This is a genomic window from Rhodococcus sp. p52 (assembly GCF_000763325.2).
In the GTDB taxonomy this organism is placed as follows: domain Bacteria; phylum Actinomycetota; class Actinomycetes; order Mycobacteriales; family Mycobacteriaceae; genus Rhodococcus; species Rhodococcus pyridinivorans.
Genome location: NZ_CP016819.1, coordinates 3034888 through 3059804, shown reverse-complemented (window position 1 = coordinate 3059804; position 24917 = coordinate 3034888). Strand labels below are relative to the sequence as shown.

Genomic DNA, 24917 nt, shown 5'->3' with positions numbered 1-24917 from the left:
CAGCTTTGCTTTTTCCCGACGAGATCCGTTCGTCGGGTGTACGAGCCGACCCGACCGAGATTGCAGGCCTGCGGGTCGTCACGAGGCGGTGGCTGGCGAAGCTCCCCCTCAGCGAGGACCAACGACAGGACATACTGCTCGCGAGCTACGAAGCGCTCGCGAATGCCGTCGAGCACGCCTATGCGCCGGACGACGCGCACGGCACGCTCGACTACGAGGCGACGTATCTGCCCAACGAGGGTGAGGTGGTCGTGCGGGTCGTCGACCACGGCTCCTGGCACGACGCCGTCGACAGCGACGCCCGACGTTCACGCGGTCACGGGCTGACGCTGATCCGCAATCTGGCCAGCGACGTCCAGGTCTCGGCCGGCCCGAAGGGCACGGTCGTCGAGATGCGCTGGGTCCTCGAGGAGACGGACAGGGCAGAGAACGACAGGGTAGGGGACGACAGGGCAGGGGACGAACTCTCGTCCCACGACGCGAGCTGACTGCGCGGTAGGCGCGCGTCGCGAGTTCCCGATCGAAGCGGCCGCGGGAGGAGCACCATGCTCCTCCCGCGGCCGCTTTCGTCATACCTGCAGGGCACCCACGTCCGGCTTCGCGGGACCGAACTTCGGTGCCAGTTCGCGGCGTGCCGCACGGTCGCCGAGGTGTTCGAGCAACCGGCGCCCGGGAGCCGATCTCGTCAGGACCATGTCGCTGCGTTTCCATCTCCGCGGACGCGGTAGCCGCCCTGTGGAGGCGATCGCGTGGATCTTCGTGCGCACGGTCGAGAACGTGGCCGTCTCCTGTGTTCTCGACCGTCCCCCGGTGGATCGGGACGTCGTGGCCGACGAGCTCACCGCCATGGTCACGGCGTATCTGCGGGACATGTCGCTCCCCTGACGGGGCGAACCAGGTGTTCCTCGCTATCGTGGCGGGAACCCTGTGGCCCTGACAGGGGGTTCCCGCCGGACCCTTCGGTTCGAAGGGTCCGATGCGGGACGGTGAGTGAGGAGGCGGCGATGGCGCGTTGGAATCCACGGGTGGTACTGGACTGGTTGCGTGCGGGATATCCCGAGGGGATCCCGGCCAAGGATCACTTCGCGTTGCTTGCCGTGCTCGAGCGTCGGCTCACCGACGAGGAACTTCTCGAGGCGATCGAGACGGCGGCGGCGACCGCGTCCGAGCACCCGGAGCGGCAGGGCGACCACGACACCCTGCGGAAGATCGTGGCAGGGGGGATCCACGAGGAACCGGACCCGCAGGACGTCGAGCGCGTCCGTGAGCAGCTGGTCGCTGCGGGCTGGCCCGTTGTGGGCGGTGAACTCTCCCGCGGCGACGAGGCGACCGAACCCGTCGAACCGGATACGCAACCGACGACCGGGACGACTGCGGCGCCGGCATCCGACGCTGTTGCTGCATCGGATACCGGCGCCGCGGAACCCGTGCGCGAGGAACGTGGGACGCAGGCCGGCGCGTGTTAGCGACTCGCGGCGAGCCGCGAATCAGGCGCTTGCGGCGAGCGCAGCGAGGGCGGGCACGAGCTGGGCGAGTGCCCGTCCTCGATGCGACTGTGCGTCCTTCTCCTCCGCGGACAGTTCCGCGGCGGTGCGTTCCTCGCCTTCGGGGCGGAAGACCGGGTCGTAGCCGAAACCGTTCTCGCCGCGCGGCTCGCGCACGATGCTGCCGCGCCATTCGCCGCGCACGACGGTCGTGACGAATCCGTCGTCCGACGGCACCACGAGCGCGCACGCCGACACGAAGGCCGCGCCGCGACGCGCGTCCGGCACATCCTGCATCTGGCCGAGCAGCAGTGCGGTGTTCGCCTCGTCGTCGCCGTGGCGTCCGCTCCAGCGCGCCGAGAGCACGCCGGGCATGCCGCGCAGGGCGTCGACCTCGAGACCGGAGTCGTCGGCGACGCAGGGCATCCCTGTGGCGGCTGCGCCGTCGCGGGCCTTGGCTCCGGCGTTCGCGTCGAAGGTCTCCCCCGTCTCGGGTGCCTCCGGGTAGGGCGGGACGGTGTCGAGACCTACGAGTTCGATGCCGTCGATCCCGGCGCGGTCGAGCACGCGCTGCAGTTCGCGCAGCTTCTTCGCGTTGCGACTTGCGACCAGCACCCGCACGTCAGACTCCGAACTTCTTCTTGACGACCTCCGCCTCGACCGGCTCGGGCAGGGTGCCCAGGTACGGCTCGGCGAGCACCTCGCGCTGGATCCGGCACAGTTCCTCGATGCCGGCGAGCGAGGAGTCGAGCATCGCGTCGAGCGTGGAACGCGGGAAGGTCGCGCCTTCGCCGGTGCCCTGGACCTCGACGAGGGTGCCTGTCTCGGTGGCGACGACGTTCATGTCGACCTCGGCGCGCACGTCCTCCTCGTAGGGCAGGTCGAGACGGACACGTCCGTCGACCACGCCGACGCTGACGGCGGCGATCTGGCACGAGATGGGCTGCGGGTCGGCGAGGCTGCCCGCGGCACGCAGGTAGGTCACCGCGTCGCACAGTGCGACATAAGCGCCGGTGATCGCCGCGGTGCGGGTGCCTCCGTCGGCCTGCAGCACGTCGCAGTCGATCGCGATGGTGTTCTCGCCAAGGGCGGCGAGGTCGATGCATGCGCGCAGCGACCGGCCGACGAGCCGGCTGATCTCCTGGGTGCGGCCGCCGAGCTTGCCCTTGACCGATTCGCGTCCGCTGCGGGTGTGGGTGGCGGCGGGAAGCATCGCGTACTCGGCGGTGAGCCAGCCGAGACCGGAGCCCCTACGCCACCGCGGCACGCCTTCCTCGACGCTGGCGGTGCACATCACGCGGGTCTGTCCGAATTCGACGAGCACGGAGCCCGCCGGGTGGTTGGTGAAACCCCGGGTGATGCGAATGCTCCGGAGTTCGTCGTCCGCTCTGCCGTCTTCTCGTGTCGTCACTCGTCCGAGCCTAGGCGATCCGGGGGCGGGCCTTTCAGATGCGGTACACGTCTCCGGCGGTGACCGCGTGGACCGGTCCGGAGTACTCGGCCTTGGCCTCGGCGATGACGTCCTCGCGGGAGGTCCACGGCGGGATGTGGGTCAGGAGGAGTTCGCCGACACCGGCGAGGGCCGCGACGCGACCGGCCTCGGCGCCCGAGAGGTGCACGCCCTCGGGGCGTTCCCCCGGCGCGTGGGTCCACGACGCCTCGGCGAGCAGCACGTGGGCGCCGCGGGCGAGTTCGACGACCGAATCGCACATGCCGGTGTCGCCGGTGTAGACGAGGGTGCGGCCGGAGTCGCTGGTGATGCGGAAGCCGTAGGCCTCCGGCGGGTGGTGGACGCGGCCGGGGCAGATGGTCAGGCTCCCGAACCGGATCTGCTCGCCGTCGCCGAGCATCCGGACGTCCAGGGTGTCGCTGACGTCGTCGACCTCGCCGGGGATCTCCGCGGACGCCACACCGATGCGGTGGGCGGTGCCGGCGGGACCGTAGGTGAGGACGCGGCCCTGCGGCGGGGACGGCGAGTAGCGGCGCCAGACCAGCAGACCGGGCAGGTCGAGGCAGTGATCGGCGTGCAGATGGGACAGGAGGATCGACACTTCGCCGGGGTCGGCGTGGCGCTGGAGCGCGCCGAGGACGCCGGGACCGAAGTCGATGACCAGGGGCGGGGTGTCCGGTGCCGTCAGCAGGTAGCCGGAGGCTGCGGAATCCGGCCCGGCCACACTGCCCGAGCACCCCAGAACGGTCATGCGCATATCAGCCATGCTGCCATGCCGAAGGTCCCTCGATGAAGCCAACGCGCGTATTGCGGCGCAGACTCACAGTGGCCGGGAAGGTGTGACGCGCGGATCGTTCGGCCACTTCGCGCGGCCGATCGGCGGGTTGTCGGCGCGGGTGGTCAGCGCGGCACGACCGAGGGGGTGGTGCGACGGGCGCGACGCGCGTCCGCGGACAGCGCCCACGCCGCGAGAACGCCGCCGACCGCACCGAAGAAGTGCCCCTCCCAGGAGATCCACGGTTCGCTCGGCAGCACCCCCCACAGCATGCCGCCGTAGAGGAACAGCACCACGACTCCCAGCAGGATCTGCCCGGCCTTGCGGGTGAACACTCCGCGCACGATCAAATAGGTGAGCCACCCGAAGATCAGGCTCGACGCTCCGATGTGGGTCTCGCCCGAGCCCGCGATCAGCCACGTCCCCACTCCTGCGACGACCCAGATGATCGCGGTCGCGGCCAGGCCGCGCCCGATGCCGGAGAGCAGCACCAGGAAGCCGAGGACGAGCGCGGGCACGGTGTTGGCGGTGAGGTGGGCCCAGTCGGCGTGCAGGATCGGCGCGAACAGCACGCCCCACAGCCCGTCGGCGGTGCGGGGTTCGACACCGGCCGCGTCGAGATCGGCGGGGAGCACCGCATCGACGGTCTCGATGCCGTAGAGCATCGCGACGAACCCGCCGATCCACAGTCCGGCACGTTGCCAGATCGGCCGGATGCGGGTGTCGGCGCCGGTGCCGCTGGGAATGGTCATGGCACCATTCTGCCGTCACGTACCGGTCAGTGGCCGAAGACCGAGGGCAGCACGTCGCGATAGGCGGGGATGTCGGCCACGGAGGTCGCGGACAGGATCGCATCGACGATCGCGCGTTCGACCACCACCGCGGCGGCCTCGCACACCGCGGCGAGGATCGGCAGTTCGGCGGCGAAGGCCAGGATCGACGAGGCGTCGCCCAGTGCGTCGGAGACGTCGGCGGTGCCGGTCGAGAGGGCGAAGATCGTGTCGCCGTCGAGCGGTGAGTGCGCGGGACGGATCGCGCGGCCGAGACCGTCGTGCCCGGTGACCGCGACGCGACGGCACGCCGCCTTCGACAGCGGTGCGTCGGTGGCGACCACACCGATCGTGGTGTTCAGGACGGTGCCCTTGTCGCCGAGCGCGCGGGCCGCGGCCAGATCCGCCGCAGAGGGCGACGACAGTCCGAGTTCTTCGGCTCGCGCGGCGTCGACGCCCCAGGGCAGTCCGGTCACGGGGTCGAACACCGAGCCGATGGGGTTGGCGACCATCAGTGCCGCCACGGTCACCCCGGTCGCGGGACCGTCCGTGATCCGCACGCTCGCCGAGCCGATGCCGCCCTTGAGCGCCCCGGCGCGGGCACCGATGCCGGCGCCGACGCTGCCGCGCTCGAGGTGCGTGGAGCTGGCGGTGGCCGCGGCGGTGCATCCGGAATCGGCGGTCGGGCGCGCGGACCACTGACCCACCGGCAGGTCGAAGATGACGGCGCCGGGGACGATCGGGACGACCGCGCCGGGCGCGCCCATCGGGATGCCCTTGCCGTTCTTCTCGAGATAGCGCATCACGCCGTCGGCGGCGGCCAGCCCGTATGCGCTGCCACCGGTGAGGAGGACCGCGTCGACACGCTGCACGGAATGACTCGGATCGAGCAGGTCGGTCTCCCGGGTGCCCGGTCCCCCGCCGCGCACGTCCACCGATGCGACGGCGGACGGGTCGGCGAGCACGACGGTGCATCCCGTGGCGGCGCCCGTACCGGGAATCTCGGGGGTGCCGACGGTGACCTCGGGATCGAGGCGCTGCCAGTGACCGACACTCAGACCCGCCACGTCGAGCAGCGAATCGGTCGGCCCCGGCACGGTCACGGCTGAAGCGCCTGGACGAGGGAGTCCTGCATCCATGTCAGCCAGTGGTAGACGTCGAGATGCGGGGCACGCGGATCGTCGTCGTCGAGGACGTCGGGGGTGTCGGCGTCGATGCCGAGGGTGGTGCCGAGCGCGAGCCGCACGTCGTTGAGCCCGTACAGCCAGGCTTCGGCCTGTTCGGGATTGAGCACCACCTTGCCGCCGCCTTCGGGCACGGTGCGCAGGATGACCGCGCCGGCGGCGAGCTTCGCATCGATGATGCTCGGTTCGTGCAGGCTCCGCATCGCACCGTTGAGGTCGGCGGCGTCGTCGCCGACATCGGCGACGGCATCGGTGTCGGGGCGGTGGAAGTCGGGAAGGAGTCGTCGCAGCGCCGGGATCTCGGGCGGGGTGGCGTTACCGGTGCGCAGGCCGGTCAGCGCCGCGAGGTCGTCCTGCGGGGTCTGTCCGGCGCGTTCCTCGAGCATGCCCAGCACGGAGGACACGAGCGACCGCAGCACCGACGCTTCGTGGGCGTCCATCTCCGACCGGAGCTTGGGGCCGCTGAGCGAGTTCTTCCTGGTCCACTGCCGCACGTCGGTCGGGCCCTCCTGTGGGGATCATTCGTCGCGTTGCATCGTCGCCCACAGTCCGGCGGCGTGCAGACGCTGCACGTCGTGTTCCATCTTGTCACGCGAACCACTCGACACGACGGCCTTGCCCTCGTTGTGGACCTTGAGCATGAGCTCGGTGGCCTTGGCCTTGCTGTACCCGAACAGCTTCTGGAAGATGAACGTCACGTAGTGCATGAGGTTGACGGGGTCGTCCCAGACCACGGTCACCCATGGCCTGTCGACCGCTTCGATCTCCTCGACGATTTCGGCCTCGGCCGGAACGGCCTGTCCCGCCATGGCCGGAACGGCCTGGCCGGCCATGAATCGGACGTCGAGCGGAGTGGTCGTACTACACGGCGCCATGTTCCCAGGGTACGACTTCGGAGCACGGCGAAAACCCCGCCTCGGAGGCCGTGGCTCTACAGTGATCGGGTGCCCGAAGCCATTCACCGTGCCGGTCGTCCCGGCACCGCACTGTTCACGGACAAGTACGAGTTGACCATGCTCGAGGCTGCCCTGGCGGACGGCACGGGCGACCGCCCGTGCGTCTTCGAGGTCTTCGCCCGGCGTCTTCCCCCCGGCCGGCGGTACGGCGTCGTCGCAGGCACCGCGCGGTTGATCGAGGCACTCGGATCGTTCCGGTTCGACGAGGCCGAACTCGAACTCGCCGCCGGTTTTCTCGCTCCGCGCACCGTCGAGTGGCTGCGCGACTTCCGGTTCTCCGGCGACATCGACGGCTACCGCGAGGGCGACTTCTACTTCCCGGGTTCACCGATCCTGTCGGTGAGCGGCACCTTCGCCGAGTGTGTGCTACTCGAGACGCTGACGCTGTCGATCTTCAACCACGACAGTGCGATCGCCTCTGCGGCGGCGCGCATGGTGAGTGTGGCCGACGGCCGCGCGCTCATCGAGATGGGGTCGCGGCGTACCCACGAGGAAGCGGCGGTCGCCGCGGCGCGCGCGGCCTATCTCGCGGGCTTCGACTCGACGTCCAATCTGCAGGCCGCACAGCGGTACGGCATCCCCGCAGCGGGTACCGCCGCGCACGCGTTCACCCTGCTGCACACCACGACGGCTGGTCGCGACGAGGCGTCCGCCTTCCGCAGCCAGGTCGAGAGTCTCGGTGTGGGCACGACCCTGCTGGTGGACACCTACGACATCACCGAGGGCGTGAACACGGCGATCGCGGTGGCCGGCCCCGAACTCGGTGGCGTGCGGATCGATTCGGGCGATCTCGGTGTGCTCGCCCGCCAGGTGCGCGAACAACTCGACGGACTCGGCGCGACCCGCACGAAGATCGTGATGTCCGGTGATCTCGACGAATACGGGATCGCGGGTCTGCGCGCCGAACCGGTCGACGGCTACGGCGTCGGCACCTCGCTGGTGACCGGCTCGGGGGCTCCGACGGCGGGCATGGTCTTCAAGCTCGTGGAGGGCGACGGCCTCGCGGTCGAGAAGCGCAGTGCGTCGAAGGAGTCCCGAGGGGGCGCGAAGCGGGCCGTCCGGTACGCGCGGAGGACGGGCACGCTCGTCGAGGAGGTCGTGTACCCGGCCCGCGCCGAGCAGGTCCCGCCGGGCGAGGGTTCACAGGTCCACGAACTGATGATCCCGCTGGTCCGCGGCGGCGAGGCGGTCGGCGATCTGCCTACCCTGGAGGAGAGCCGTGAGTACCTCCGGCAGGGCATGGTGCGTCTGCCGTGGGAGGGCCTGACGCTCTCGGCCGGGGATCCCGCCCTCCCCACCCGCTTCGTCCGTGAGGGGTGAGTGCCATGCGCGCATTGCTGGTGGTCGACGTCCAGAACGACTTCTGCGAGGGCGGTTCGCTCGCCGTGGAGGGCGGCTCGCGGGTGGCGTCCGACATCACCCGGTTCCTGCAGGCGCACGGTGACGACTACGCGTACATCGCCGCAACCCGCGACCACCACGTCGATCCCGGAGACCATTTCTCTCCCGAACCCGATTTCGTCGACTCGTGGCCGCCGCACTGCCGGGCAGGGACGCCGGGCGCGGACTTCCACCCCGAACTGACTACGGACCGGTTCGAGGCCGTCTTCTCGAAGGGTGCCGACGACGCCGCCTATTCGGGCTTCGAAGGAATCGACGACGAGGGCACGACGTTGGCGTCGTGGTTGCGCGACCGCGGCGTGACGGACGTCGACATCGTCGGGATCGCCACCGACCACTGTGTGCGGGCCACCGCGCTCGACGCGATCGCGGAGGGTTTCGGCGCCCGGGTGCTGCTGCCGTACACCGCTGGGGTGTCGGAGACGACGATCCGCCCAGCCCTCGAGCGGATGCGCGAGGCCGGTGTCGAGCTGGTCACCGACCTTCCCTGCGTCACCGATATCACCGAGGTCACAGGTAGCTGGGCCGCAGACCGAAGGTGACGGTGGGGACCGATAGCCTGTGCCGGTGCCGGATCTCCCCGAAGTCCCAGAATTGCTGCGAACCGCGGTGCACGCGCTGGGCGGTAAGGAGCGGCGCAACCAGCTGACGATGGCCTCGGCCGTCGCGCACAGCATCGATACCGGCGAACACCTCGCCGTGCAGGCCGGCACGGGTACCGGCAAGTCGCTGGCCTATCTCGTGCCGAGCATCCGCTACGCGGTGAAGACGGGTCGCACCGTGGTGGTCTCCACTGCGACCATCGCGCTGCAGCGGCAGCTCGTCGAGCGCGACCTGCCGCGACTCGCCGACGCCCTCGCCGGTTCGCTCGGCCGTCGCCCGCGTTTCGCGATCCTCAAGGGTCGCGGAAACTACCTGTGTCTGAACAAGATCCATACCGGTCTCGCCGAGGAGACGCCCGACGCCGAACTGTTCGACGCGTTCGCCCTCTCGCGCATCGGCCGCGAAGTGCGGCGGGGGACGGAGTGGTCGTCCACCACCGAGACCGGCGACCGCGACGACCTGTCCCCCGGTGTCTCCGATCAGGCGTGGCGTCAGCTGTCCGTCACCGCCCGCGAGTGCCTCGGCAAGTCGCGGTGCCCGGTGGGAGAAGACTGCTTCGCCGAGATCGCGCGCGCCGAGGCCGCGCAGGTCGACGTGGTCGTCACCAACCACGCGCTGCTCGCGATCGATGCGATCACCGGCATCTCGATCCTGCCCGAGCACGATGTCGTGGTCGTCGACGAGGCCCATGAACTCGTCGATCGGATCACGAACGTCGCCACGGCCGAGTTGTCGCCGGGCACGGTGTCGGCGGCTGCGCGGCGCTGCGTCAAGCTCGTCGAGGACCAGGAGATCGACCGGCTCGACGGTGCCGCCGAGAACTGGGAGTCGTTCCTCGAAGAACTGCCGGCTGGGCGCTGGGACGAACTGCCCGAGGGCGCGGCGGCCGCGCTGGCCTCGATCCGCGATGCCGCCTGGGCCGTACACACGGCGATCGGACCGGCCAAGCCCGGCACCGATCCCGAGGTCGCCGCGGCCCGCAGTCAGGCGCTCGCGGAGATCGACGAGGTGCACGACTGCGCGGTCCGGGTGCTGACGACCTTCGAGCAGCGAGACCCTTCGCAGCGACCCGACGTCGTGTGGCTTGCCGCCGACGAGTTCCGCGGCAACGTGCGCCGCACCGTGCGGGTCGCGCCGCTGTCGGTCGGTGGGTTGTTGCGCAGCCGGTTGTTCGGTGAGTCCACCGTCGTCCTCACGTCCGCGACCCTCACGGTCGGCGGGTCGTTCGACGGCCTCGCGGTCAACTGGGGTCTGCCGCCGCAGTCGCCGGCCCGCAGCGACACCACCTCCGCCTCGGGTGCCGAACCTCCTTCCGACAAGGGCGATCTCGCGTGGAATGGGATCGACGTGGGGTCGCCCTTCGATCACGCGAAGGCGGGCATCCTCTACATCGCCAAGCATTTGACGCCACCCGGCCGCGACGGTCTGCCGCCCTCGCATCTCGACGAGATCGCCGAACTGGTCACCGCCGCCGAGGGGCGCACGCTCGGGTTGTTCTCCTCGATGCGCGCCGCGAAGGCCGCCACCGAGGCGCTGCGCGAGCGTCTCGACACGCCGATCCTGTGCCAGGGCGACGACGCGACCGGCGCGCTGGTCGAGAAGTTCGCAGCCGACGACGCGACGAGCCTGTTCGGCACCCTGTCGCTGTGGCAGGGCGTCGACGTTCCGGGCCCGTCGCTGTCGCTGGTGATCATCGACCGGATTCCGTTCCCCCGCCCCGACGATCCGCTGCTGGTCGCCCGGCAGCGCGCCGTGGAGGCTCGCGGCGGCAACGGGTTCATGGCGGTCGCCGCCAATCACGCCGCTCTGCTGTTGGCGCAGGGTGTCGGGCGACTGTTGCGCAGCACCGACGACCGGGGCGTGGTGGCGGTGCTCGACTCGCGCCTGGCGACCGCACGGTACGGCGGTTATCTGCGTGCGTCGCTGCCGCCGTTCTGGGAGACGGCCGATCCGGCGGTGGTCCGCCGGGCACTCACGCGTTTGCGCGGCTGAGCACCCGGCGGGTCCTGATCTCCTACGGGAGCGCGACCATGCCGAGTTCGGCGGGGGAGGCGAGCAGCCCGTGCCTGGGCAGCACCCGCACCGTGTAGCCGACGGCGCCGGCGAGCGGCAGCGGCACGGTCGCGGTGAACTCCTCTCCCAGCGGGTCGGTACCGATGTGCTGCATCGGCACGGTGACGGGGTCGCCGATCGTGTCGTCGGAGCCCACGCGTCCGACCACGGCCTGCACCTCGACATCTTCCGGGGTCAGGTCGCCGAGTTGGACGTGCGCGGTCAGCCCCAGCGGCAGACCGATCTGCGGCACGTCCGGAATCGGCGTCGAATCGACCTGCGCGACACGCACTCCCGGCCACGCCGCCTCGATGCGGTGCCGGTAGTCGGCCAGCGCCCGCGCACCCGCGTAGTCGTCGGCGGTCACCTTCGAGGCTGCCGCGGCCGCGGGGATGTAGTAGTCGACGGCGTAATCGCGCACCATGCGCGAGGCGAGCACCTTCGGGCCGAGATCCTCGAGCGTGTGGCGCACCATCTCGATCCAGCGGGCCGGCACACCGTCGGAGTCGCGGTCGTAGAAGCGCGGCAGCACCGAGCGTTCGAGCAACTCGTACAGCGCGGCGGCCTCGAGATCGTCGCGGCGGGTGTCGTCGACCCCGTCGGCGGTGGGGATGGCCCAGCCGTTCTCGCCGTCGAACATCTCGTCCCACCATCCGTCGCGGATGGACAGGTTGAGACCGCCGTTGAGAGCCGACTTCATGCCCGACGTACCGCACGCCTCGAGCGGGCGCAGCGGGTTGTTCAGCCACACATCGCAACCCCAGTACAGATAGCGGGCCATCGACATGTCGTAGTTGGGCAGGAAGACGATTCGGTGCCGCACGTCGTACTCGTCGGCGAACCGCACGACCTGCTGGATGAGCGCCTTGCCGGCGTCGTCGGCGGGGTGGCTCTTGCCGGCGACGACGAGCTGCACGGGCCGTTCGTCGTCGAGCAGCAGGGCGCGCAGCCGTTCGGGGTCGCGCAGCATCAGGGTGAGGCGCTTGTAGGTGGGCACGCGCCGCGCGAACCCGACGGTGAGGACGTTCGGATCGAAGACCGACTCGATCCAGCCCAGTTCGGCCTCGGTGGCGCCGCGTTCGAGCCACGACTCGCGCAGCCGGCGACGCACCTCGGCGACGAGCTGGGCGCGCAGCGCGTTCCGGGTGGACCACAGTTCCTTGCGGTCGATGGTCTGGAGCAGTTCCCAGCCGCGGGCCTCCTCGACGCGGTCGGGTCCGGCGAGGCGGTTGGCGAGCGCGATCCATTCGCGCGCGGCCCAGGTGGGGGCGTGCACACCGTTGGTGACGGAGCCGATGGGCACTTCGGCGGCGTCGAATCCGGGCCATAGTCCTTCGAACATGCCGCGGCTGACCTCGCCGTGCAGCTTCGACACACCGTTGCAGCGCTGGCCGAGGCGCAGACCGAGATGTGCCATGTTGAACACGTTCGGGTTGCTCTCGCGTCCGAGCGCGAGGATGCGGTCGACGGTGAGGCCGGGCAACAGTGCCGACTCGTTCTCGCCGTTGGTGCCCGAGAAGTAGTGGCGCACGAGATCGATCGGGAAGCGGTCGATACCCGCGGGCACGGGGGTGTGGGTGGTGAAGACCGTGCCGGCCCGCACGGCGGCGAGCGCTTCGTCGAAGTCGAGTCCGGCGCCGGTGACGAGTTCGCGGATGCGTTCGGCGCCGAGGAAGCCCGCGTGTCCCTCGTTCATGTGGAAGACATCGGGGTCGGGCAGGCCGTGGATGCGCGTGTAGGCGCGCACCGCGCGGACACCGCCGACGCCGGCGAGGATCTCCTGCTTGATGCGGTGGTCCTGGTCGCCGCCGTAGAGGCGGTCGGTGACCCCGCACAGCTCCTCGTCGTTGGACGGGATGTCGGAGTCGAGCAGCAGCAGCGGGACGCGCCCGACCTGGGCGATCCAGATTCGCGCGTCGAGTGTGCGCCCGCCAGGCACGGCGACCTGCACGAGCGCGGCGGTGCCGTCGGCCTCGGTGAGCAGTCGCAGCGGCAGGCCCTGCGGGTCGTAGGAGGGGTAGTGCTCCATCTGCCATCCGTCGGCGCTGAGCGACTGCCGGAAGTAGCCGGACCGGTAGAGCAGGCCGACGCCGATGAGCGGCAGGCCGAGATCGGAGGCGGCCTTGAGGTGGTCGCCGGCAAGGATTCCGAGGCCGCCGGAGTAGTTCGGCAGCACCTCGGTGACACCGAACTCCATGGAGAAGTAGGCGATGCCGGCGGGCAGTGTCGTGCCGCGCTCCTGCTGTTCCTGGAACCAGCGGGGGCGGGTGAGGTAGTGCTCGAGGTCGGCGGCAGCGGCGTCGAGCCGGGCGAGGAAGTCGCCGTCCTCGGCGAGCGCATCGAGTCGGGCCGGCGGCACCTCGCCGAGCAGTCGGACAGGGTCATTGCTGCACCGGCGCCACAGGTCCGGGTCGACCGATTCGAACAGGTCCTGGGTCTGCGGGTGCCACGACCATCTGAGGTTGGCCGTCAGGGCTCCCAGCGCAGCCAGCCGCTCGGGAAGATGGGCTCGTACGGTGAACCGGCGCAGTGCTTTCACGGGGTGCACACTACCGACCGACCGAGCTTCGTGACGGCCGGGCGGCGGATCTCATGTGCCCGGATCCATGCCGGTCGCGGACAGGATCGCCCGGCACCCGGAGAGGGCCACACCGCGGGGCCTTCTCTCCTGCGGCCGACCTCCCGTCGACCGGTGGACTCAGAGTCCGCCGAGGAGCAGGTGCAGCAGGTCTCCGACGACTCCGATCAGCCCGGCAACCAGACCCATGTGTTCTTCCCTTCGTCGTGCCTCCGAGGAGGCTGTTGTCCTCTTGCAGAACAAACAGTAGGGAGCGGGGTGTTGCCGTCCGGTCAATTGAAGTGAACGGTGAGTTACAGATAATTTCGCCGCTGCAGAGGGGATCCTTCGCGGGTCCCGCCGCATGCACAGCCGCGCGGCGCGACCTCCATTACGGTGGTTCGAGACACGGTCGTTGCCCCCATCGGCCCTGCTCGTCCACCCGGACCCGCACGGAACGGAGCTAGCGTGACAGGTCGGCTCGCCATCGACGACGTACAACCCTCCATCGACGGAGGGCGTTATCCGACGAAGGCGGTCGTCGGGGAGGTGGTGCCGGTCTCCGCCGTGGTGTGGCGCGAGGGCCACGACGCGATCGCCGCGACACTCGCCGTTCGAGGACCGGCCGACGATCCCGAATCCGCCGGCAGGCTGGTGCGGATCCCGATGGTTCCGGGCACCGAACCCGACACCTTCCACGCCACCTTCTCCCCCACGAGCGTCGGTGCGTGGACCTACCGGGTCGAGGCGTGGAGCGACCCGGTGGCGACCTGGCGGCACGCGGTCACCGCGAAGACCGACGCCGGGCAGGACGCCGCCGAACTCGCGAACGACCTCGAGGTCGGCGCACGGATCTTCGAGAAGGCCGCGAAAGGCGCACCGCGCGGCAACCGTCCCGCTCTCCTCGCGGTCGCTGCGTCCCTGCGCTCCGACCGTCCGCTGGCCGAGCGCATCGCCCCGGCCTTCGCCCCCGACGTCACCGAGATCCTCCGCGCCCATCCGCTTCGCGAGCTGATCACGCGTGGAAAGGCGTTCACGGCGTTCGCCGATCGTCGCCGCGCGCTGTTCGGCTCCTGGTACGAGTTCTTTCCCCGGTCCACCGGAGGCTGGTACGAGGACGGAACCCCGCGGCACGGCACCTTCGCCACGGCCGCCGCAGATCTGCCGCGCATCGCGGCGATGGGCTTCGACGTCGTCTACCTCCCCCCGATCCATCCGATCGGCAAGGTCAACCGCAAGGGACCGAACAACACCCTCGTCGCCGGCCCGGACGACGTCGGGTCGCCCTGGGCGATCGGTTCCGACGAGGGCGGCCACGACGCCATCCACCCCGAACTCGGCACCGAGCAGGACTTCCGCGATTTCGTCGCCCGCGCGAAGGAACTCGAGCTCGAGGTCGCCCTCGATCTCGCCCTGCAGTGCGCCCCCGACCACCCGTGGGCGCGTGAGCATCCGGAATGGTTCACCGTGCTGCCCGACGGCACGATCGCGTATGCGGAGAACCCGCCCAAGAAGTACCAGGACATCTATCCGATCAACTTCGACGACGACCCCGAGGGCATCTACGCCGAGGTCCTGCGCGTGGTCCGGCACTGGATCCGGTTGGGCGTCGACATCTTCCGCGTCGACAATCCGCACACCAAGCCCCCGAACTTCTGGGAGCAGCTCATCGCCGAGATCAAGCGCACCGATCCCGACGTGCTGTTCCTGTCGGAGGCGTTCACCCGGCCCGCCCGCATGTATGGGCTCGCGCGACGCGGATTCACGCAGTCCTACACGTATTTCACGTGGCGGGTCGCGAAATGGGAGCTCACCGAGTTCGGTACCGAGATCGCCGCGAAGGCCGACGAGGCCAGGCCGAACCTGTTCGTCAACACCCCCGACATCCTGCACGAGACCCTGCAGCACGGCGGACCGGGCATGTTCGCGCTGCGCGCGGCGCTCGCCGCCACCCTGGCTCCCTCGTGGGGCGTGTACTCGGGGTACGAACTGTTCGAGCACCTCGCGGTGCGGCCGGGCAGCGAGGAGTACCTCGACTCGGAGAAGTACCAGTTGCGGCCGCGCCGATACGACGAGGCACGCCGGCGCGGCGAGTCGCTCGAACCGTGGCTGACCACCCTCAACCGCATCCGGCGCGCGCATCCGGCGTTGCAGCAACTGCGCAACATCGCCTTCCACCACGTCGACAACGACGCGCTCATCGCCTACTCGAAGTTCGATCCGTCCACCGGGGACTGCGTCCTCACGGTGATCAACCTCAACCCCTATGGGGCCGAACAGGGCACGGTCTGGCTCGACATGCCGGCGATCGGGCACGACTGGCACGACCACTTCCCTGTTTACGACGAGGTGAGTGGGGAACAGTACTCGTGGGGACAGGCCAACTACGTGCGCCTCGAGCCGTGGCGGGCGGGGGCGCACATCCTGGTCCTGCCCCCGATCGGCATCCCCACCCGCACAACGCTCGCCTACAGGAGGCAGTCGTGACCGTGCCGCCCCAGACGCCGGGCGCCGATGTTCCGCGCCGGCGCCACAGCCCGCGACCGGAGGACCTCGACCTGCTCGCCGCCGGTGAGCACCACGATCCGCACGCGGTGCTCGGGGCTCATTCGCATCCGGAGGGGACGGTCATCCGGGCACTGCGCCCCGGGGCCGAGAAGGTCGCCGCCCGGATCGGTGGTCGCGACCATCCGCTCGAACCCGTGGGCGAGGACGTCTTCAGCGCCCTGATCCCGGTCTTCGATCTCGCCGACTACCGGCTCGTGGTGACCTACCCGTTCGATCACGTCGAGGTCGTCGCGGACGGTTACCGTTTCATGCCGACGCTGGGCGAGCTCGACCGTCACCTGCTGAGCGAGGGCCGGCACGAACGGCTGTGGGAGGGGCTCGGCGCCCATCCGCGGACCTATGAGACCCCGGACGGCCCGGTGACGGGCACGTCCTTCGCCGTGTGGGCACCGGGCGCACGCGGGGTCACCGTCGTCGGCGACTTCGACGGCTGGGGTGGACGCACCGCCCCGATGCGGGTGCTCGGCTCGAGCGGTGTCTGGGAGGTCTTCGTTCCCGGTGTCGAACCGGGCGCGCTGTACAAGTACCGGGTGCACGGCCGCGACGGATCCGTCCGCGACAAGGCCGACCCGATGGCGTTCGCCACCGAGGTGCCCCCCGCGACCGCGTCGAGGGTCACGGAGAGTCGCTACACCTGGAACGACGACGACTGGGTCGCGACCCGCGAGAAAGCGCAGCCCTGGCAGGAACCGATGGCGGTCTACGAGGTGCACCTCGGTTCGTGGCGCCCGGGCCTGAACTACGTCGAACTCGCCGATCAGCTCGCCGAGTACATCCTCGAGACCGGTTTCACGCACGTCGAGCTGCTGCCGGTCGCCGAGCATCCCTTCGGCGGGTCGTGGGGTTACCAGGTCACCTCCTACTACGCTCCCACCTCCCGGTTCGGCACTCCCGACCAGTTCCGCGCGTTCGTCGACCGTCTCCACGCCGCCGGGATCGGCGTGATCATGGACTGGGTGCCCGCCCACTTCCCGAAGGACGAGTGGGCGCTCGCGCGCTTCGACGGCAGCCCCCAGTACGAACATCCCGATCCGCGCCGCGGCGAACAGCTGGACTGGGGCACCTACGTCTTCGACTACGGCCGGCCCGAGGTGCGGAACTTCCTCGTTGCCAACGCCCTGTACTGGATCGAGGAGTTCCACATCGACGGTCTGCGCGTCGACGCCGTGGCCTCGATGTTGTACCTCGACTACTCGCGCCCCGAGGGCGGCTGGACGCCGAATATCTACGGCGGGCGCGAGAACCTCGAGGCCGTTGAGTTCCTGCAGGAACTCAACGCCACCGTCCACAAGCACTATCCGGGGATCGTGACGGTCGCGGAGGAGTCGACCTCCTGGCCGGGCGTGACCCGCTCGACGAACGTCGGTGGGCTCGGCTTCAGCATGAAGTGGAACATGGGCTGGATGCACGACACCCTCGGCTATCTCGGCCGCGATCCCGTGCACCGCACCTACCACCACCACGAGATCACGTTCTCGCTCGTGTACGCGTGGAGCGAGAACTTCGTACTCCCCATCAGCCACGACGAGGTCGTCCACGGCAAGGGCACGCTGTGGACGCGACTGCCGGGCGACGACGCCACGCGTGCAGCCGGCCTGCGGTCGATGCTCGCCTACATGTGGGCGCATCCCGGCAAGCAGTTGCTGTTCATGGGCCAGGAGTTCGGGCAGGTCGCCGAGTGGTCCGAGGAACGCGGCCTCGACTGGTGGCAGCTCGACGAACCGCTCCACGCCGGTATCCACCGCCTGGTGTGCGATCTCAACGGCATCTACCGCTCGCACCCGGCGCTCTACACGCTCGACACCACGCCCGGCGGATACTCGTGGATCGACGCCAACGATGCGCACAACAACGTCCTGTCGTTCCTACGCTACGGCAGCGACGGCTCGGTGGTCGCGTGCCTGCACAACTTTTCGGGCACGACCTACGGCGACTATCGTGTCGGATTGCCCGAACCGGGCACGTGGGAGGAAGTGCTCAACACGGACGCGACCGCCTACCAGGGCAACGGAGCGGGCAACTTCGGGGCCGTGGAGGCCGACGAACATTCGTGGCACGGGCGTCCCGCCTCGGCTCGGGTGACCTTGCCTGCGCACGGTGCCATCTGGTTGTCGTTGCGGAGGTGACGCTGCCCGACGACAGGAGCACAACGACATGCGACGGACGCATCGGTTCGCGCGACTGGTGGTGCCCGCACTGACCGTCGTCCTGCTGGCGGGTTGCGCCCAGCGGATCGAAGGAACGGCGGTGTCGATCTACGACAACCCCTTCACCGTGGCGGGGCTGCCCGTCACCTCCGGGGCGTCGGGTCCGCGCAGCGGGGTGCCCGATGCGGACATCGAGATCGAGAACACCGACGGCGGTCCCGTCGACGTCCTGGCCGGCAACGCGATCGCCGACATCGAGGAGTACTGGCGTCAGGAGTTCGCGTCGGTCGCCCGGGGCACCTTCCGCCCGGTCGAGACGATCGTGTCGTGGGATCCGTCCGAGCGACGGGGCCCGCGTTTCTGCGGCAAACCCACCTACGACTTCATCAACGCGGCCTACTGCAGCGGTGGTGACGAGATCGGATGGGACCGCACCTACCTGATGCCGCAGCTCATCGACAGCTTCGGACCGATGGCCGCGGTGACGGTCCTCGCTCATGAATACGGGCACGCCGTCCAGCACACGGCGGGGCTGGTCGCCGAGGACGACCCCGGCATCGTGTTCGAGCAGCAGGCCGACTGTTTCGCCGGTGCGTTCATGCGGCACGTCGCGGAGGGCCGGTCGACGCACTTCCAGCTCGACACCTCCGACGGGCTGAACAACGTGCTCGCGTCGATGGTGCTCTTCCGCGACGCCGATCCGAACGACCCCGACTCGATCCACGGCTCGGCCTTCGAACGCGTGACGGCCGTGCAGATCGGATTCACCGACGGGGCCGGCTCATGTGCACGCATCGACGCCGCCGAGATCGAGTCGCGCCGCGCCGACCTGCCGCAGTACTACAACTCCGCAGACGACGGCGAACTGCCGGTCACCGACGAGTCGGTCGAGGCGATCTTCGAGTCGTTCCACCAGGTCTTCGACCTGGACGCCCTGCCGCAACTCGATCTGTCGGGCGCCGACCTCGGGTGCTCGGACGCCCGGGCCACCTCACCGGTGTCGTACTGCCCCGCGACGAACACCGTGGGCGTCGACATGGAGGAACTGAGCGAGCGCGGTACGGCCGCCCCGCCGGGAAGCGGCTTCGATCCCGGTGTCCGCGGCGACTACAACGCCTACGTGCTCGTCGCCTCCCGCTACGCTCTCGCGGTGCAGAAGGAGGCCGGCCAGTCGCTCACCGAGCCGCGCACGGCGCTGCGGGCGGCGTGCCTGTCGGGGGTCATCAGTGCCGCGCTGAGCCCGGACAGCACCCTCGCCTCGAACGTCGACCCGAGCCAGGTGCTGGTGTGGCTGTCCCCCGGCGACCTCGACGAGGCGGTCTCGGGCCTGCTCACCGACGGTCTGGCCGCGAGCGACGTCAACGGCAACACGGTGCCGAGCGGGTTCGCGCGGGTGGATGCCTTCCGCACCGGCGTCCTCGGCGGCGAGGCGGCCTGCACCGGCCGTTACCGCTGAGACGACACCGGCCGCCCACCACGAGTGGTGAGCGGCCGGTCCGGCGGATCGGTACGGATCAGTAGAGGGCCATCGCGAGCTTGCGGCGCGACGACACCACGACCGGATCCGCGGCATCGAACAGTTCGAACAGTTCGAGGAGCCGGGTGCGTGCCGCGGTGCGTTCGTCCCCGGCGCTGCGACGCACGAACTCGATGAGACGACCGAAGGCCGCCTCCGGCTGCTGCGCGAACAGTTCGGCGTCGGCCGCGGTGAACTGGGCTTCGAGGTCGTTCGGAGCGGCATCGGCGCGCTCGATCGCATCCTCGGGAATCTTGTTCGCGCGGGCCAGGAAACGCACCTGGCGCAGCGCGGCCTGCGCCTCGGTGTTGTTCGGCTCGGAGTTCAGGACGAGCTGGTAGGCCGCCTCGGCGCCCTCGAAGTCGCCGTTCTCGAGTGCCTGCTCGGCAGCCTCGAAACGCGGGTCGGCGGGCTGTTCCTCCGGCTCGGCGCCGGGCGGGCCCGACAGCTTGCCTGCGACGGCGTTCCGGATGGCGTCGAGCCACTGACGCAGCGCGGGCTCGGGCTGCACGCCCTGGAAGTCGGCGAGCGGCTGGCCGGCCGCGATAGCGACGACCGTGGGCACCGACTGGACGCCGAAGGCCTGGGCGATCCGCGGGTTCGCGTCGACGTCGACCTTCGCAAGGACCCACGCACCGTTTGCCTCGTTCGCGAGCTTCTCGAGAACGGGTGAGAGCTGCTTGCACGGTTCGCACCAGGTCGCCCACAGGTCGACGATCACGGGCACCTGCATCGACCGCTGCAGCACCTCGGTCTCGAACGTCGCTTCGGTGACGTCCACGATCGGGGCGGTGGCACCGGGTGCGGCGCCGTCGCCACCGGACGGAGGCGGAGGCGGCGGCGCGGAGGCTCTCTCCTTGAGCGGTGAGAGATCCACCGCGCCGGACATCGCCGCGGCGACGGCGGCAGAACGTGCTGGACGGGAACCGGGTCGAGTCACGTCCACCATTTTGTCACGAGTGGTCCGAATCGTGCTGCGCGGACCGGGGGACGTCGCCGTGAGGTCAGACGGTCGCGGTGGCGTCCTCGCGGGTGGCGGGAGCGGACAGCTCTCCGAGGCGACCGGTGCGCACGGCCCAGCGCTCGAAGACGATCGTGCCGAACGGGGGCACGCTCGAGACGAGGGCGAGGAAGGTCGTCTTGAGATCCCACTTCAACGACCACGCCGTGAGGAGCGCGATGAGCACGAACGGGATGAAGCCGGCCACGCCGTGCACCATGCCCGGGATCGCGATGGCCTCTTCGTAGCCGAGCACCCACTTGAAGAACATGGCGATCAGGAGGGCGAGCCAGGTCACCGCTTCCCAGATCGCGATCAGCCGGAATCGTTTCGCGGGCGTGGACACGTCGAGGATGTTGGTCATGCGGCCATTGTGCCGAAAGGCCTACGACAAGCCGTAGTTCAGTGAGAGACATCACGGCCCCGGCATGCTTGCGCCGGGGCCGTGATCATGCTTCAGAGAAAGGGGTCAGTTCTCGGGCACCCGCACGATGAGCGCGTCGCCCTGGCCGCCACCACCGCACAGGGCGGCAGCGCCGACACCGCCGCCGCGGCGCTTCAGCTCGAGCGCCAGGTGCAGCACGATGCGCGCGCCCGACATGCCGAGCGGGTGGCCGAGCGCGATCGCACCGCCGTTGACGTTCACCTTCGCGGGATCGATGCCCAGCTCACGGGCTGAGACGATGCCGACGGCGGCGAACGCCTCGTTGATCTCGATCAGGTCGAGGTCCTTCGGGTCGACGCCCTCACGCTCGCAGGCCTTGGCGATCGCCCGTGCCGGCTGCGACTGCAGGGTCGAGTCCGGTCCGGCGACGACGCCGTGGCGGCCGATCTCGGCGATCCAGCTCAGCCCGAGCTCGGTGGCCTTGGCCTTGCTCATCACGACGACCGCGGCGGCACCGTCGGAGATCTGCGAGGCCGAACCGGCGGTGACGGTGCCGTCCTTCGAGAAGGCCGGACGCAGCGAGCCGAGCGACTCGGTGGTGGTCTCCGGGCGGATGCCCTCGTCAGCGGCGAAGACGATCGGGTCGCCCTTGCGCTGCTTGATCGACACCGGCACGACCTCGTCCTCGAACAGGCCGTCCTTCCAGGCGCGGGCGGCCCTCTGATGCGAGGCGGCGGCGAAGGCGTCCTGCTCCTCGCGGGAGACGAAGCGGTCGCCGGAGTTGGCCGACTCGGTGAGGTTGCCCATCGCCTGGTCGGTGAAGATGTCGTGCAGACCGTCGTAGGCCATGTGGTCGCGCAGGGTCACGTCGCCGTACTTGAAGCCGGCGCGGGACTTCTCGAGCATGTGCGGGGCCTGGCTCATCGACTCCTGGCCGCCGGCGACGACGACGTCGAACTCGCCCGCGCGGATCAGCTGGTCGGCCATCGCGATCGCGTTGATGCCCGACAGACACACCTTGTTGATGGTCAGCGCCGGGACGTCCATCGGGATGCCGGCGGCGACGGCCGCCTGACGGGCCGGGATCTGGCCGGCGCCGGCGGTGAGCACCTGGCCCATGATGACGTATTCGACCTGTTCAGGAGCCACACCGGCGCGCTCGAGCGCACCGGAGATCGCCACGCCACCGAGATCCGATCCGGAGAAATCCTTGAGCGAGCCCTGAAGACGCCCCATGGGCGTACGGGCTCCGGCGACGATGACAGAACTGCTCACGGGACATTCCTCCGAAAGATCGGCATGTGATCGGAAAACTCCACTCGGATATTCACCTGAATCCCGATAGGAGTGCACTCAACGGTACCGCTACCGTCTAGAGCATGACCGAGACCTCTCCCACATCCGCTCCGGCGGCGTCCGTTCTCGCTTCCGGACTCGTCACCGCCATCGATCACGTCGGCATCGCAGTGCCCGACCTCGATGCCGCTCTCACCTGGTACGCCGAGAACCTCGGTCTCGTGTCCACCCACGAGGAAGTCAACGAGGAGCAGGGCGTGCGCGAGGCGATGCTGGCCGTTCCGGGGACCTTCGAAGGGTCCACCATGATCCAGCTGCTCGCCCCGCTGAACGAGAAATCCACGATCGCGAAGTTCATCGACCGCAATGGCCCGGGTCTGCAGCAGCTTGCCTACCGCGTCTCCGACATCGATGCCGTCTCCACTGCGCTTCGTGAGCGCGGCGTCCGCTTGCTGTACGACGCACCCCGTCGCGGCACCGCCGATTCGCGCATCAACTTTTTGCATCCGAAGGACGCGGGCGGCGTCCTCGTCGAGCTCGTCGAGCCGGCTGCACATCCCGCTCACTGACGGCCGTTCCGGTGCGCTCCCGAAGACGGATGGGGCGGGAGCGCATCCGGGTCGTACCCGCAGGGACCGGGTAGATTGTCTCCATGGTCTTCGATCGTGATCGCGCACCCAGCCACCTGCCGTTCTCCATCGTGCGGAAGGGATTCGACCGCGACGAGGTGACCAACTACTTCGCCCGGTTCGAGGCCGAGCTGCGCGTGACTGCCACCGACCGCGACGCCGCCGCCGCGCAGGCCCGCGATCTGGCCCGTCAGCTCGAGAACGCCCGCAACGAGATCGACGAACTCCGCAAGGACGTCGACCGTCTGTCGGTGCCGCCCACCACCGCCGAGGGCATGAGCGACCGCATCTCCCGGATGCTGCGTCTCGCCTCCGACGAGGCCTCCGAGCTGCGGGCCCGCGCCGAGGCCGACGCCGCCGAGATGATCTCGCTGGCGGAGCAGGAGGGCATCCGCCTCCGGGGCGACTACGAGAAGAAGCTCGCCGAACTCGAGGACACCCGCGTCGCCTTCGCGGCCGAGCACGAGCGGACGATGACTGCGGCCCGCGCCGAGGCCGAGCGGATCGTGGCTGCTGCCCGCGCGGAGGCCGAGCGACTCGACGCCGAGGCCGAGGCCAAGCGCGAGCAGGTGCAGCAGGACTTCGAGATCACGATGTCCGAGCGTCGCACGAAGCTGCTCGGAGCCCTCGACGAACTCGAACGGACGAGTAAGGCCGAAGCCGAGCGCCGCATCGAGGAAGCCACGCAGGAAGCCGAACGACGGCTCGCCCGCGCCACCGAACAGTCCGAGCGGAAGGTTGCCAACGCGCGCGACCTCACCGAGGAGCTCCGCGTGCTGCGCGGACGCATCCTCGGCCAGCTCGACGCCGTTCGCGAGCAGCTCGACGACGTCCCCACGCTGCTCGCGGGCATCAACCGCGAGGGCGAACTGCTCGACCGGGAGATCTCCCTCGACGAGCCCCGCACGACCGTCCTCGGTACGGCGCGCGACAACAAGCAGGGGGGCGACAAGCAGAGTTCGGACGACGAGAGTCCGAAGGAGCCGGCATCCCCCGAGGCCGACGCGAAGGCGGACAAGACCGCGCCGCTGCCGCAGACCGACAAGACCACGCCCATGCCGCAGGCCGACCGGACGGCGCGGATCCCGAAGAGCGATGCCTCCGGCTCGGCCTCCGACCCGAACTCGGCCGCGCAGCCGAACAGCGGCGCACAGGGATCCCAGTCCACTCCACGCACGCCGAACCCCTCGGCACCGAATCGCTCCCCCTCGGTCGGTTCCGGTGTGCAGGGTCGCTCGCCCGCCGTGGCCAGCAAGGTCCGCAACTGACGGTCGCCGGCCGTCGGGCTTGACCTTCGAGTCGGTCGAAGCTCCATGATGGGCCGGTGACCGACCCGGAGATGATGTCGATCGGCGTGTTCGCCGAGCTCGTCGGACTGACCGCGAGCGCATTGCGGTTCTACGACGATGCCGGCCTGCTGCGTCCCGAGCAGGTCGATCCGTCGACGGGATACCGGTTCTACAGCCGCTCCCAGGTCCCGCGTGCGTGCCGGCTGCGGCAGTTACGGGAGATCGGGATGCCGCTGCCCGCCATCGGTGAGTTCTTCGCCGCCGACGCGGACGAGGCCGCGCGACTGCTCGACGACCACGTCACCGGGATAACCATGGAGGCCGAGCGGCTCCGACGGGCCGCCGAGACCCTCGCGGCGTCCCTGCGTGCCGAATCGCGCCGCGTGATCTGCACGGTGCCGGGACCCGTCCTTGCCGGCGCCGTCGATCAGGTCTCCGCCTCCACCGGTCACGACCCCGACATCCCGGTACTGAACGGCGTGCACATGGAAACCGGATCCGGCTGCGTGAGGCTGACCGCCACCGACCGGTACCCGCTAGCCACCCGGACGCTCGCGCCCACCGATCCGACCTGCACGACGATCCCGCCGAGTCCCTGGTCTGGAATATCCGCGCCCTCGACGCTGCCGATGCCCTCACCGACGAGCGCGCCCGGGAACACCACGAATCTCTCCGCGTCGCGGGCTTCTATCCGAGCCTGCACCTGAACCTGGCCGACGACTTCCGTCGTCTCGGGTCGTTCCGGGCAGCCACGGAACACCTCGACCGCGCGCAGGACCACCTGTCCGCACTCCCCGACGATCCCTACCGCGACATCATCCGCACGGCCGTCCACGAGGTGCGTCGGGCGATCGC

The 24917-nt window shown here is 69.7% G+C and carries 23 protein-coding genes and 1 pseudogene; 12 read left to right on the top strand and 12 right to left on the bottom strand.

The annotated features are described in order from the left end of the window. The first annotated feature begins 5 nt into the window (after positions 1 to 5). A complete protein-coding gene (locus IM25_RS14130; RefSeq protein WP_024100519.1) occupies positions 6 to 488 on the top strand; it encodes an ATP-binding protein in 483 nt (160 codons plus the stop codon). Between the two features lie 81 nt (positions 489 to 569). On the opposite strand, the gene IM25_RS27375 is transcribed toward IM25_RS14130, so the two are convergent. After that, positions 570 to 695 carry a hypothetical protein gene (locus IM25_RS27375; RefSeq protein WP_019288990.1) on the bottom strand — a complete coding sequence of 42 codons (126 nt, stop codon included), beginning with the start codon at positions 693 to 695 and terminating at the stop codon, positions 570 to 572. Here IM25_RS27375 and IM25_RS14125 point away from each other — a divergent pair. Both IM25_RS14125 and IM25_RS27620 read left to right on the top strand, forming a co-directional pair. After that, entirely contained in the window at positions 694 to 885 is a 192-nt protein-coding gene (locus IM25_RS14125) for a hypothetical protein (RefSeq protein ID WP_019288989.1), read from the top strand. The two genes, IM25_RS27375 and IM25_RS14125, sit on opposite strands and share 2 nt — an antisense overlap. A 119-nt stretch (positions 886 to 1004) precedes the next feature. Beyond that, positions 1005 to 1298 (top strand): annotated as a pseudogene (locus IM25_RS27620) (DUF3349 domain-containing protein); the annotation flags it as partial. 189 nt (positions 1299 to 1487) lie between these two features. On the opposite strand, the gene rdgB reads toward IM25_RS27620, so the two are convergent. From rdgB to clpS, 7 genes are all read right to left on the bottom strand, one after another. After that, positions 1488 to 2099: an RdgB/HAM1 family non-canonical purine NTP pyrophosphatase gene (rdgB, locus tag IM25_RS14115; protein ID WP_033096684.1), complete on the bottom strand. Its 612-nt coding sequence runs from the start codon at positions 2097 to 2099 to the stop codon at positions 1488 to 1490. Between the two features lie 7 nt (positions 2100 to 2106). Beyond that, complete coding sequence (gene rph, locus IM25_RS14110) at positions 2107 to 2895, bottom strand: ribonuclease PH (protein WP_006554744.1); 789 nt, start codon at positions 2893 to 2895, stop codon at positions 2107 to 2109. Between the two features lie 34 nt (positions 2896 to 2929). Further along, positions 2930 to 3691, bottom strand: coding sequence for a cyclic nucleotide-degrading phosphodiesterase (locus IM25_RS14105; protein ID WP_033096427.1), 762 nt, complete (start codon positions 3689 to 3691; stop codon positions 2930 to 2932). Between the two features lie 143 nt (positions 3692 to 3834). Then, complete coding sequence (locus tag IM25_RS14100) at positions 3835 to 4461, bottom strand: rhomboid family intramembrane serine protease (protein ID WP_006554742.1); 627 nt, start codon at positions 4459 to 4461, stop codon at positions 3835 to 3837. A 26-nt stretch (positions 4462 to 4487) separates the two neighbouring features. Further along, entirely contained in the window at positions 4488 to 5618 is a 1131-nt protein-coding gene (locus IM25_RS14095; protein WP_052039958.1) for a P1 family peptidase, read from the bottom strand. After that, positions 5579 to 6157: an oxidative stress transcriptional regulator AosR gene (gene aosR, locus IM25_RS14090; protein WP_033096425.1), complete on the bottom strand. Its 579-nt coding sequence runs from the start codon at positions 6155 to 6157 to the stop codon at positions 5579 to 5581. The genes IM25_RS14095 and aosR overlap by 40 nt, the downstream gene beginning before the upstream one ends. Positions 6158 to 6181: 24 nt before the next feature. Further along, complete coding sequence (gene clpS, locus IM25_RS14085; protein WP_024100510.1) at positions 6182 to 6538, bottom strand: ATP-dependent Clp protease adapter ClpS; 357 nt, start codon at positions 6536 to 6538, stop codon at positions 6182 to 6184. 69 nt (positions 6539 to 6607) lie between these two features. On the opposite strand from clpS, the gene IM25_RS14080 reads away from it, so the two are divergent. Genes IM25_RS14080 through IM25_RS14070 form a run of 3 tightly spaced genes read left to right on the top strand, consistent with a single transcriptional unit; the run spans position 6608 to position 10615 of the window. Beyond that, positions 6608 to 7939 carry a nicotinate phosphoribosyltransferase gene (locus IM25_RS14080; RefSeq protein ID WP_065996132.1) on the top strand — a complete coding sequence of 444 codons (1332 nt, stop codon included), beginning with the start codon at positions 6608 to 6610 and terminating at the stop codon, positions 7937 to 7939. 5 nt (positions 7940 to 7944) lie between these two features. Continuing rightward, positions 7945 to 8562, top strand: a complete 618-nt coding sequence (locus IM25_RS14075) for a nicotinamidase (protein WP_033096423.1) — start codon at positions 7945 to 7947, stop codon at positions 8560 to 8562. Positions 8563 to 8587: 25 nt separating this feature from the next. Then, on the top strand, positions 8588 to 10615 hold the full coding sequence (locus IM25_RS14070) for an ATP-dependent DNA helicase (RefSeq protein ID WP_198162492.1): 2028 nt from the start codon (positions 8588 to 8590) through the stop codon (positions 10613 to 10615). A gap of 22 nt (positions 10616 to 10637) precedes the next feature. Here IM25_RS14070 and glgP read toward each other — a convergent pair whose 3' ends face one another. Continuing rightward, positions 10638 to 13214, bottom strand: coding sequence for an alpha-glucan family phosphorylase (gene glgP / locus IM25_RS14065; protein WP_024100507.1), 2577 nt, complete (start codon positions 13212 to 13214; stop codon positions 10638 to 10640). Positions 13215 to 13700: 486 nt separating this feature from the next. Here glgP and IM25_RS14060 point away from each other — a divergent pair, with 486 nt between their 5' ends. From IM25_RS14060 to IM25_RS14050, 3 genes are read left to right on the top strand one after another with little or no spacing between them, the layout of a single operon-like run. Continuing rightward, the gene (locus tag IM25_RS14060) at positions 13701 to 15719 is read left to right on the top strand and encodes a maltotransferase domain-containing protein (RefSeq protein ID WP_065996130.1); all 2019 of its coding nucleotides are present in this window, start codon (positions 13701 to 13703) and stop codon (positions 15717 to 15719) included. Then, positions 15716 to 17926: a 1,4-alpha-glucan branching protein GlgB gene (gene glgB / locus IM25_RS14055; RefSeq protein WP_084295014.1), complete on the top strand. Its 2211-nt coding sequence runs from the start codon at positions 15716 to 15718 to the stop codon at positions 17924 to 17926. Before IM25_RS14060 ends, glgB begins: the two co-directional genes overlap by 4 nt. A 28-nt stretch (positions 17927 to 17954) precedes the next feature. Continuing rightward, a complete protein-coding gene (locus IM25_RS14050; RefSeq protein ID WP_033096420.1) occupies positions 17955 to 19403 on the top strand; it encodes a neutral zinc metallopeptidase in 1449 nt (482 codons plus the stop codon). Positions 19404 to 19461: 58 nt separating this feature from the next. On the opposite strand, the gene IM25_RS14045 is transcribed toward IM25_RS14050, so the two are convergent. The 3 genes from IM25_RS14045 to IM25_RS14035 all read right to left on the bottom strand — a co-directional run bounded on the left by IM25_RS14045 (position 19462) and on the right by IM25_RS14035 (position 22123). Beyond that, positions 19462 to 20352 carry a tetratricopeptide repeat protein gene (locus IM25_RS14045; protein ID WP_033096683.1) on the bottom strand — a complete coding sequence of 297 codons (891 nt, stop codon included), beginning with the start codon at positions 20350 to 20352 and terminating at the stop codon, positions 19462 to 19464. Positions 20353 to 20467: 115 nt separating this feature from the next. Then, on the bottom strand, positions 20468 to 20827 hold the full coding sequence (locus IM25_RS14040) for a DUF3817 domain-containing protein (protein WP_006554730.1): 360 nt from the start codon (positions 20825 to 20827) through the stop codon (positions 20468 to 20470). A 105-nt stretch (positions 20828 to 20932) separates the two neighbouring features. Further along, positions 20933 to 22123 carry an acetyl-CoA C-acetyltransferase gene (locus IM25_RS14035; protein ID WP_024100503.1) on the bottom strand — a complete coding sequence of 397 codons (1191 nt, stop codon included), beginning with the start codon at positions 22121 to 22123 and terminating at the stop codon, positions 20933 to 20935. Positions 22124 to 22227: 104 nt separating this feature from the next. Here IM25_RS14035 and mce point away from each other — a divergent pair, with 104 nt between their 5' ends. The 3 genes from mce to IM25_RS14020 all read left to right on the top strand — a co-directional run bounded on the left by mce (position 22228) and on the right by IM25_RS14020 (position 24769). Beyond that, on the top strand, positions 22228 to 22713 hold the full coding sequence (gene mce / locus IM25_RS14030; RefSeq protein ID WP_033096419.1) for a methylmalonyl-CoA epimerase: 486 nt from the start codon (positions 22228 to 22230) through the stop codon (positions 22711 to 22713). Between the two features lie 83 nt (positions 22714 to 22796). Continuing rightward, on the top strand, positions 22797 to 24041 hold the full coding sequence (locus IM25_RS14025; RefSeq protein ID WP_033096418.1) for a hypothetical protein: 1245 nt from the start codon (positions 22797 to 22799) through the stop codon (positions 24039 to 24041). Between the two features lie 56 nt (positions 24042 to 24097). Next, positions 24098 to 24769: a MerR family transcriptional regulator gene (locus tag IM25_RS14020; protein ID WP_442971903.1), complete on the top strand. Its 672-nt coding sequence runs from the start codon at positions 24098 to 24100 to the stop codon at positions 24767 to 24769. The last annotated feature ends 148 nt before the right edge of the window (positions 24770 to 24917 follow it).

Coding starts and splice junctions, on each gene's coding strand:
- mce (WP_033096419.1), top strand. CDS start 22,228: ATGACCGAGACCTCTCCCACATCCGCTCCGGCGGCGTCCGTTCTCGCT.
- IM25_RS14100 (WP_006554742.1), bottom strand. CDS start 4,461: ATGACCATTCCCAGCGGCACCGGCGCCGACACCCGCATCCGGCCGATC.
- IM25_RS14045 (WP_033096683.1), bottom strand. CDS start 20,352: ATGTCCGGCGCGGTGGATCTCTCACCGCTCAAGGAGAGAGCCTCCGCG.
- IM25_RS14095 (WP_052039958.1), bottom strand. CDS start 5,618: ATGGATGCAGGACTCCCTCGTCCAGGCGCTTCAGCCGTGACCGTGCCG.
- IM25_RS14125 (WP_019288989.1), top strand. CDS start 694: ATGTCGCTGCGTTTCCATCTCCGCGGACGCGGTAGCCGCCCTGTGGAG.
- IM25_RS14050 (WP_033096420.1), top strand. CDS start 17,955: ATGCGACGGACGCATCGGTTCGCGCGACTGGTGGTGCCCGCACTGACC.
- clpS (WP_024100510.1), bottom strand. CDS start 6,538: ATGGCGCCGTGTAGTACGACCACTCCGCTCGACGTCCGATTCATGGCC.
- IM25_RS27375 (WP_019288990.1), bottom strand. CDS start 695: ATGGTCCTGACGAGATCGGCTCCCGGGCGCCGGTTGCTCGAACACCTC.
- IM25_RS14075 (WP_033096423.1), top strand. CDS start 7,945: ATGCGCGCATTGCTGGTGGTCGACGTCCAGAACGACTTCTGCGAGGGC.
- IM25_RS14025 (WP_033096418.1), top strand. CDS start 22,797: ATGGTCTTCGATCGTGATCGCGCACCCAGCCACCTGCCGTTCTCCATC.
- IM25_RS14105 (WP_033096427.1), bottom strand. CDS start 3,691: ATGCGCATGACCGTTCTGGGGTGCTCGGGCAGTGTGGCCGGGCCGGAT.
- IM25_RS14040 (WP_006554730.1), bottom strand. CDS start 20,827: ATGACCAACATCCTCGACGTGTCCACGCCCGCGAAACGATTCCGGCTG.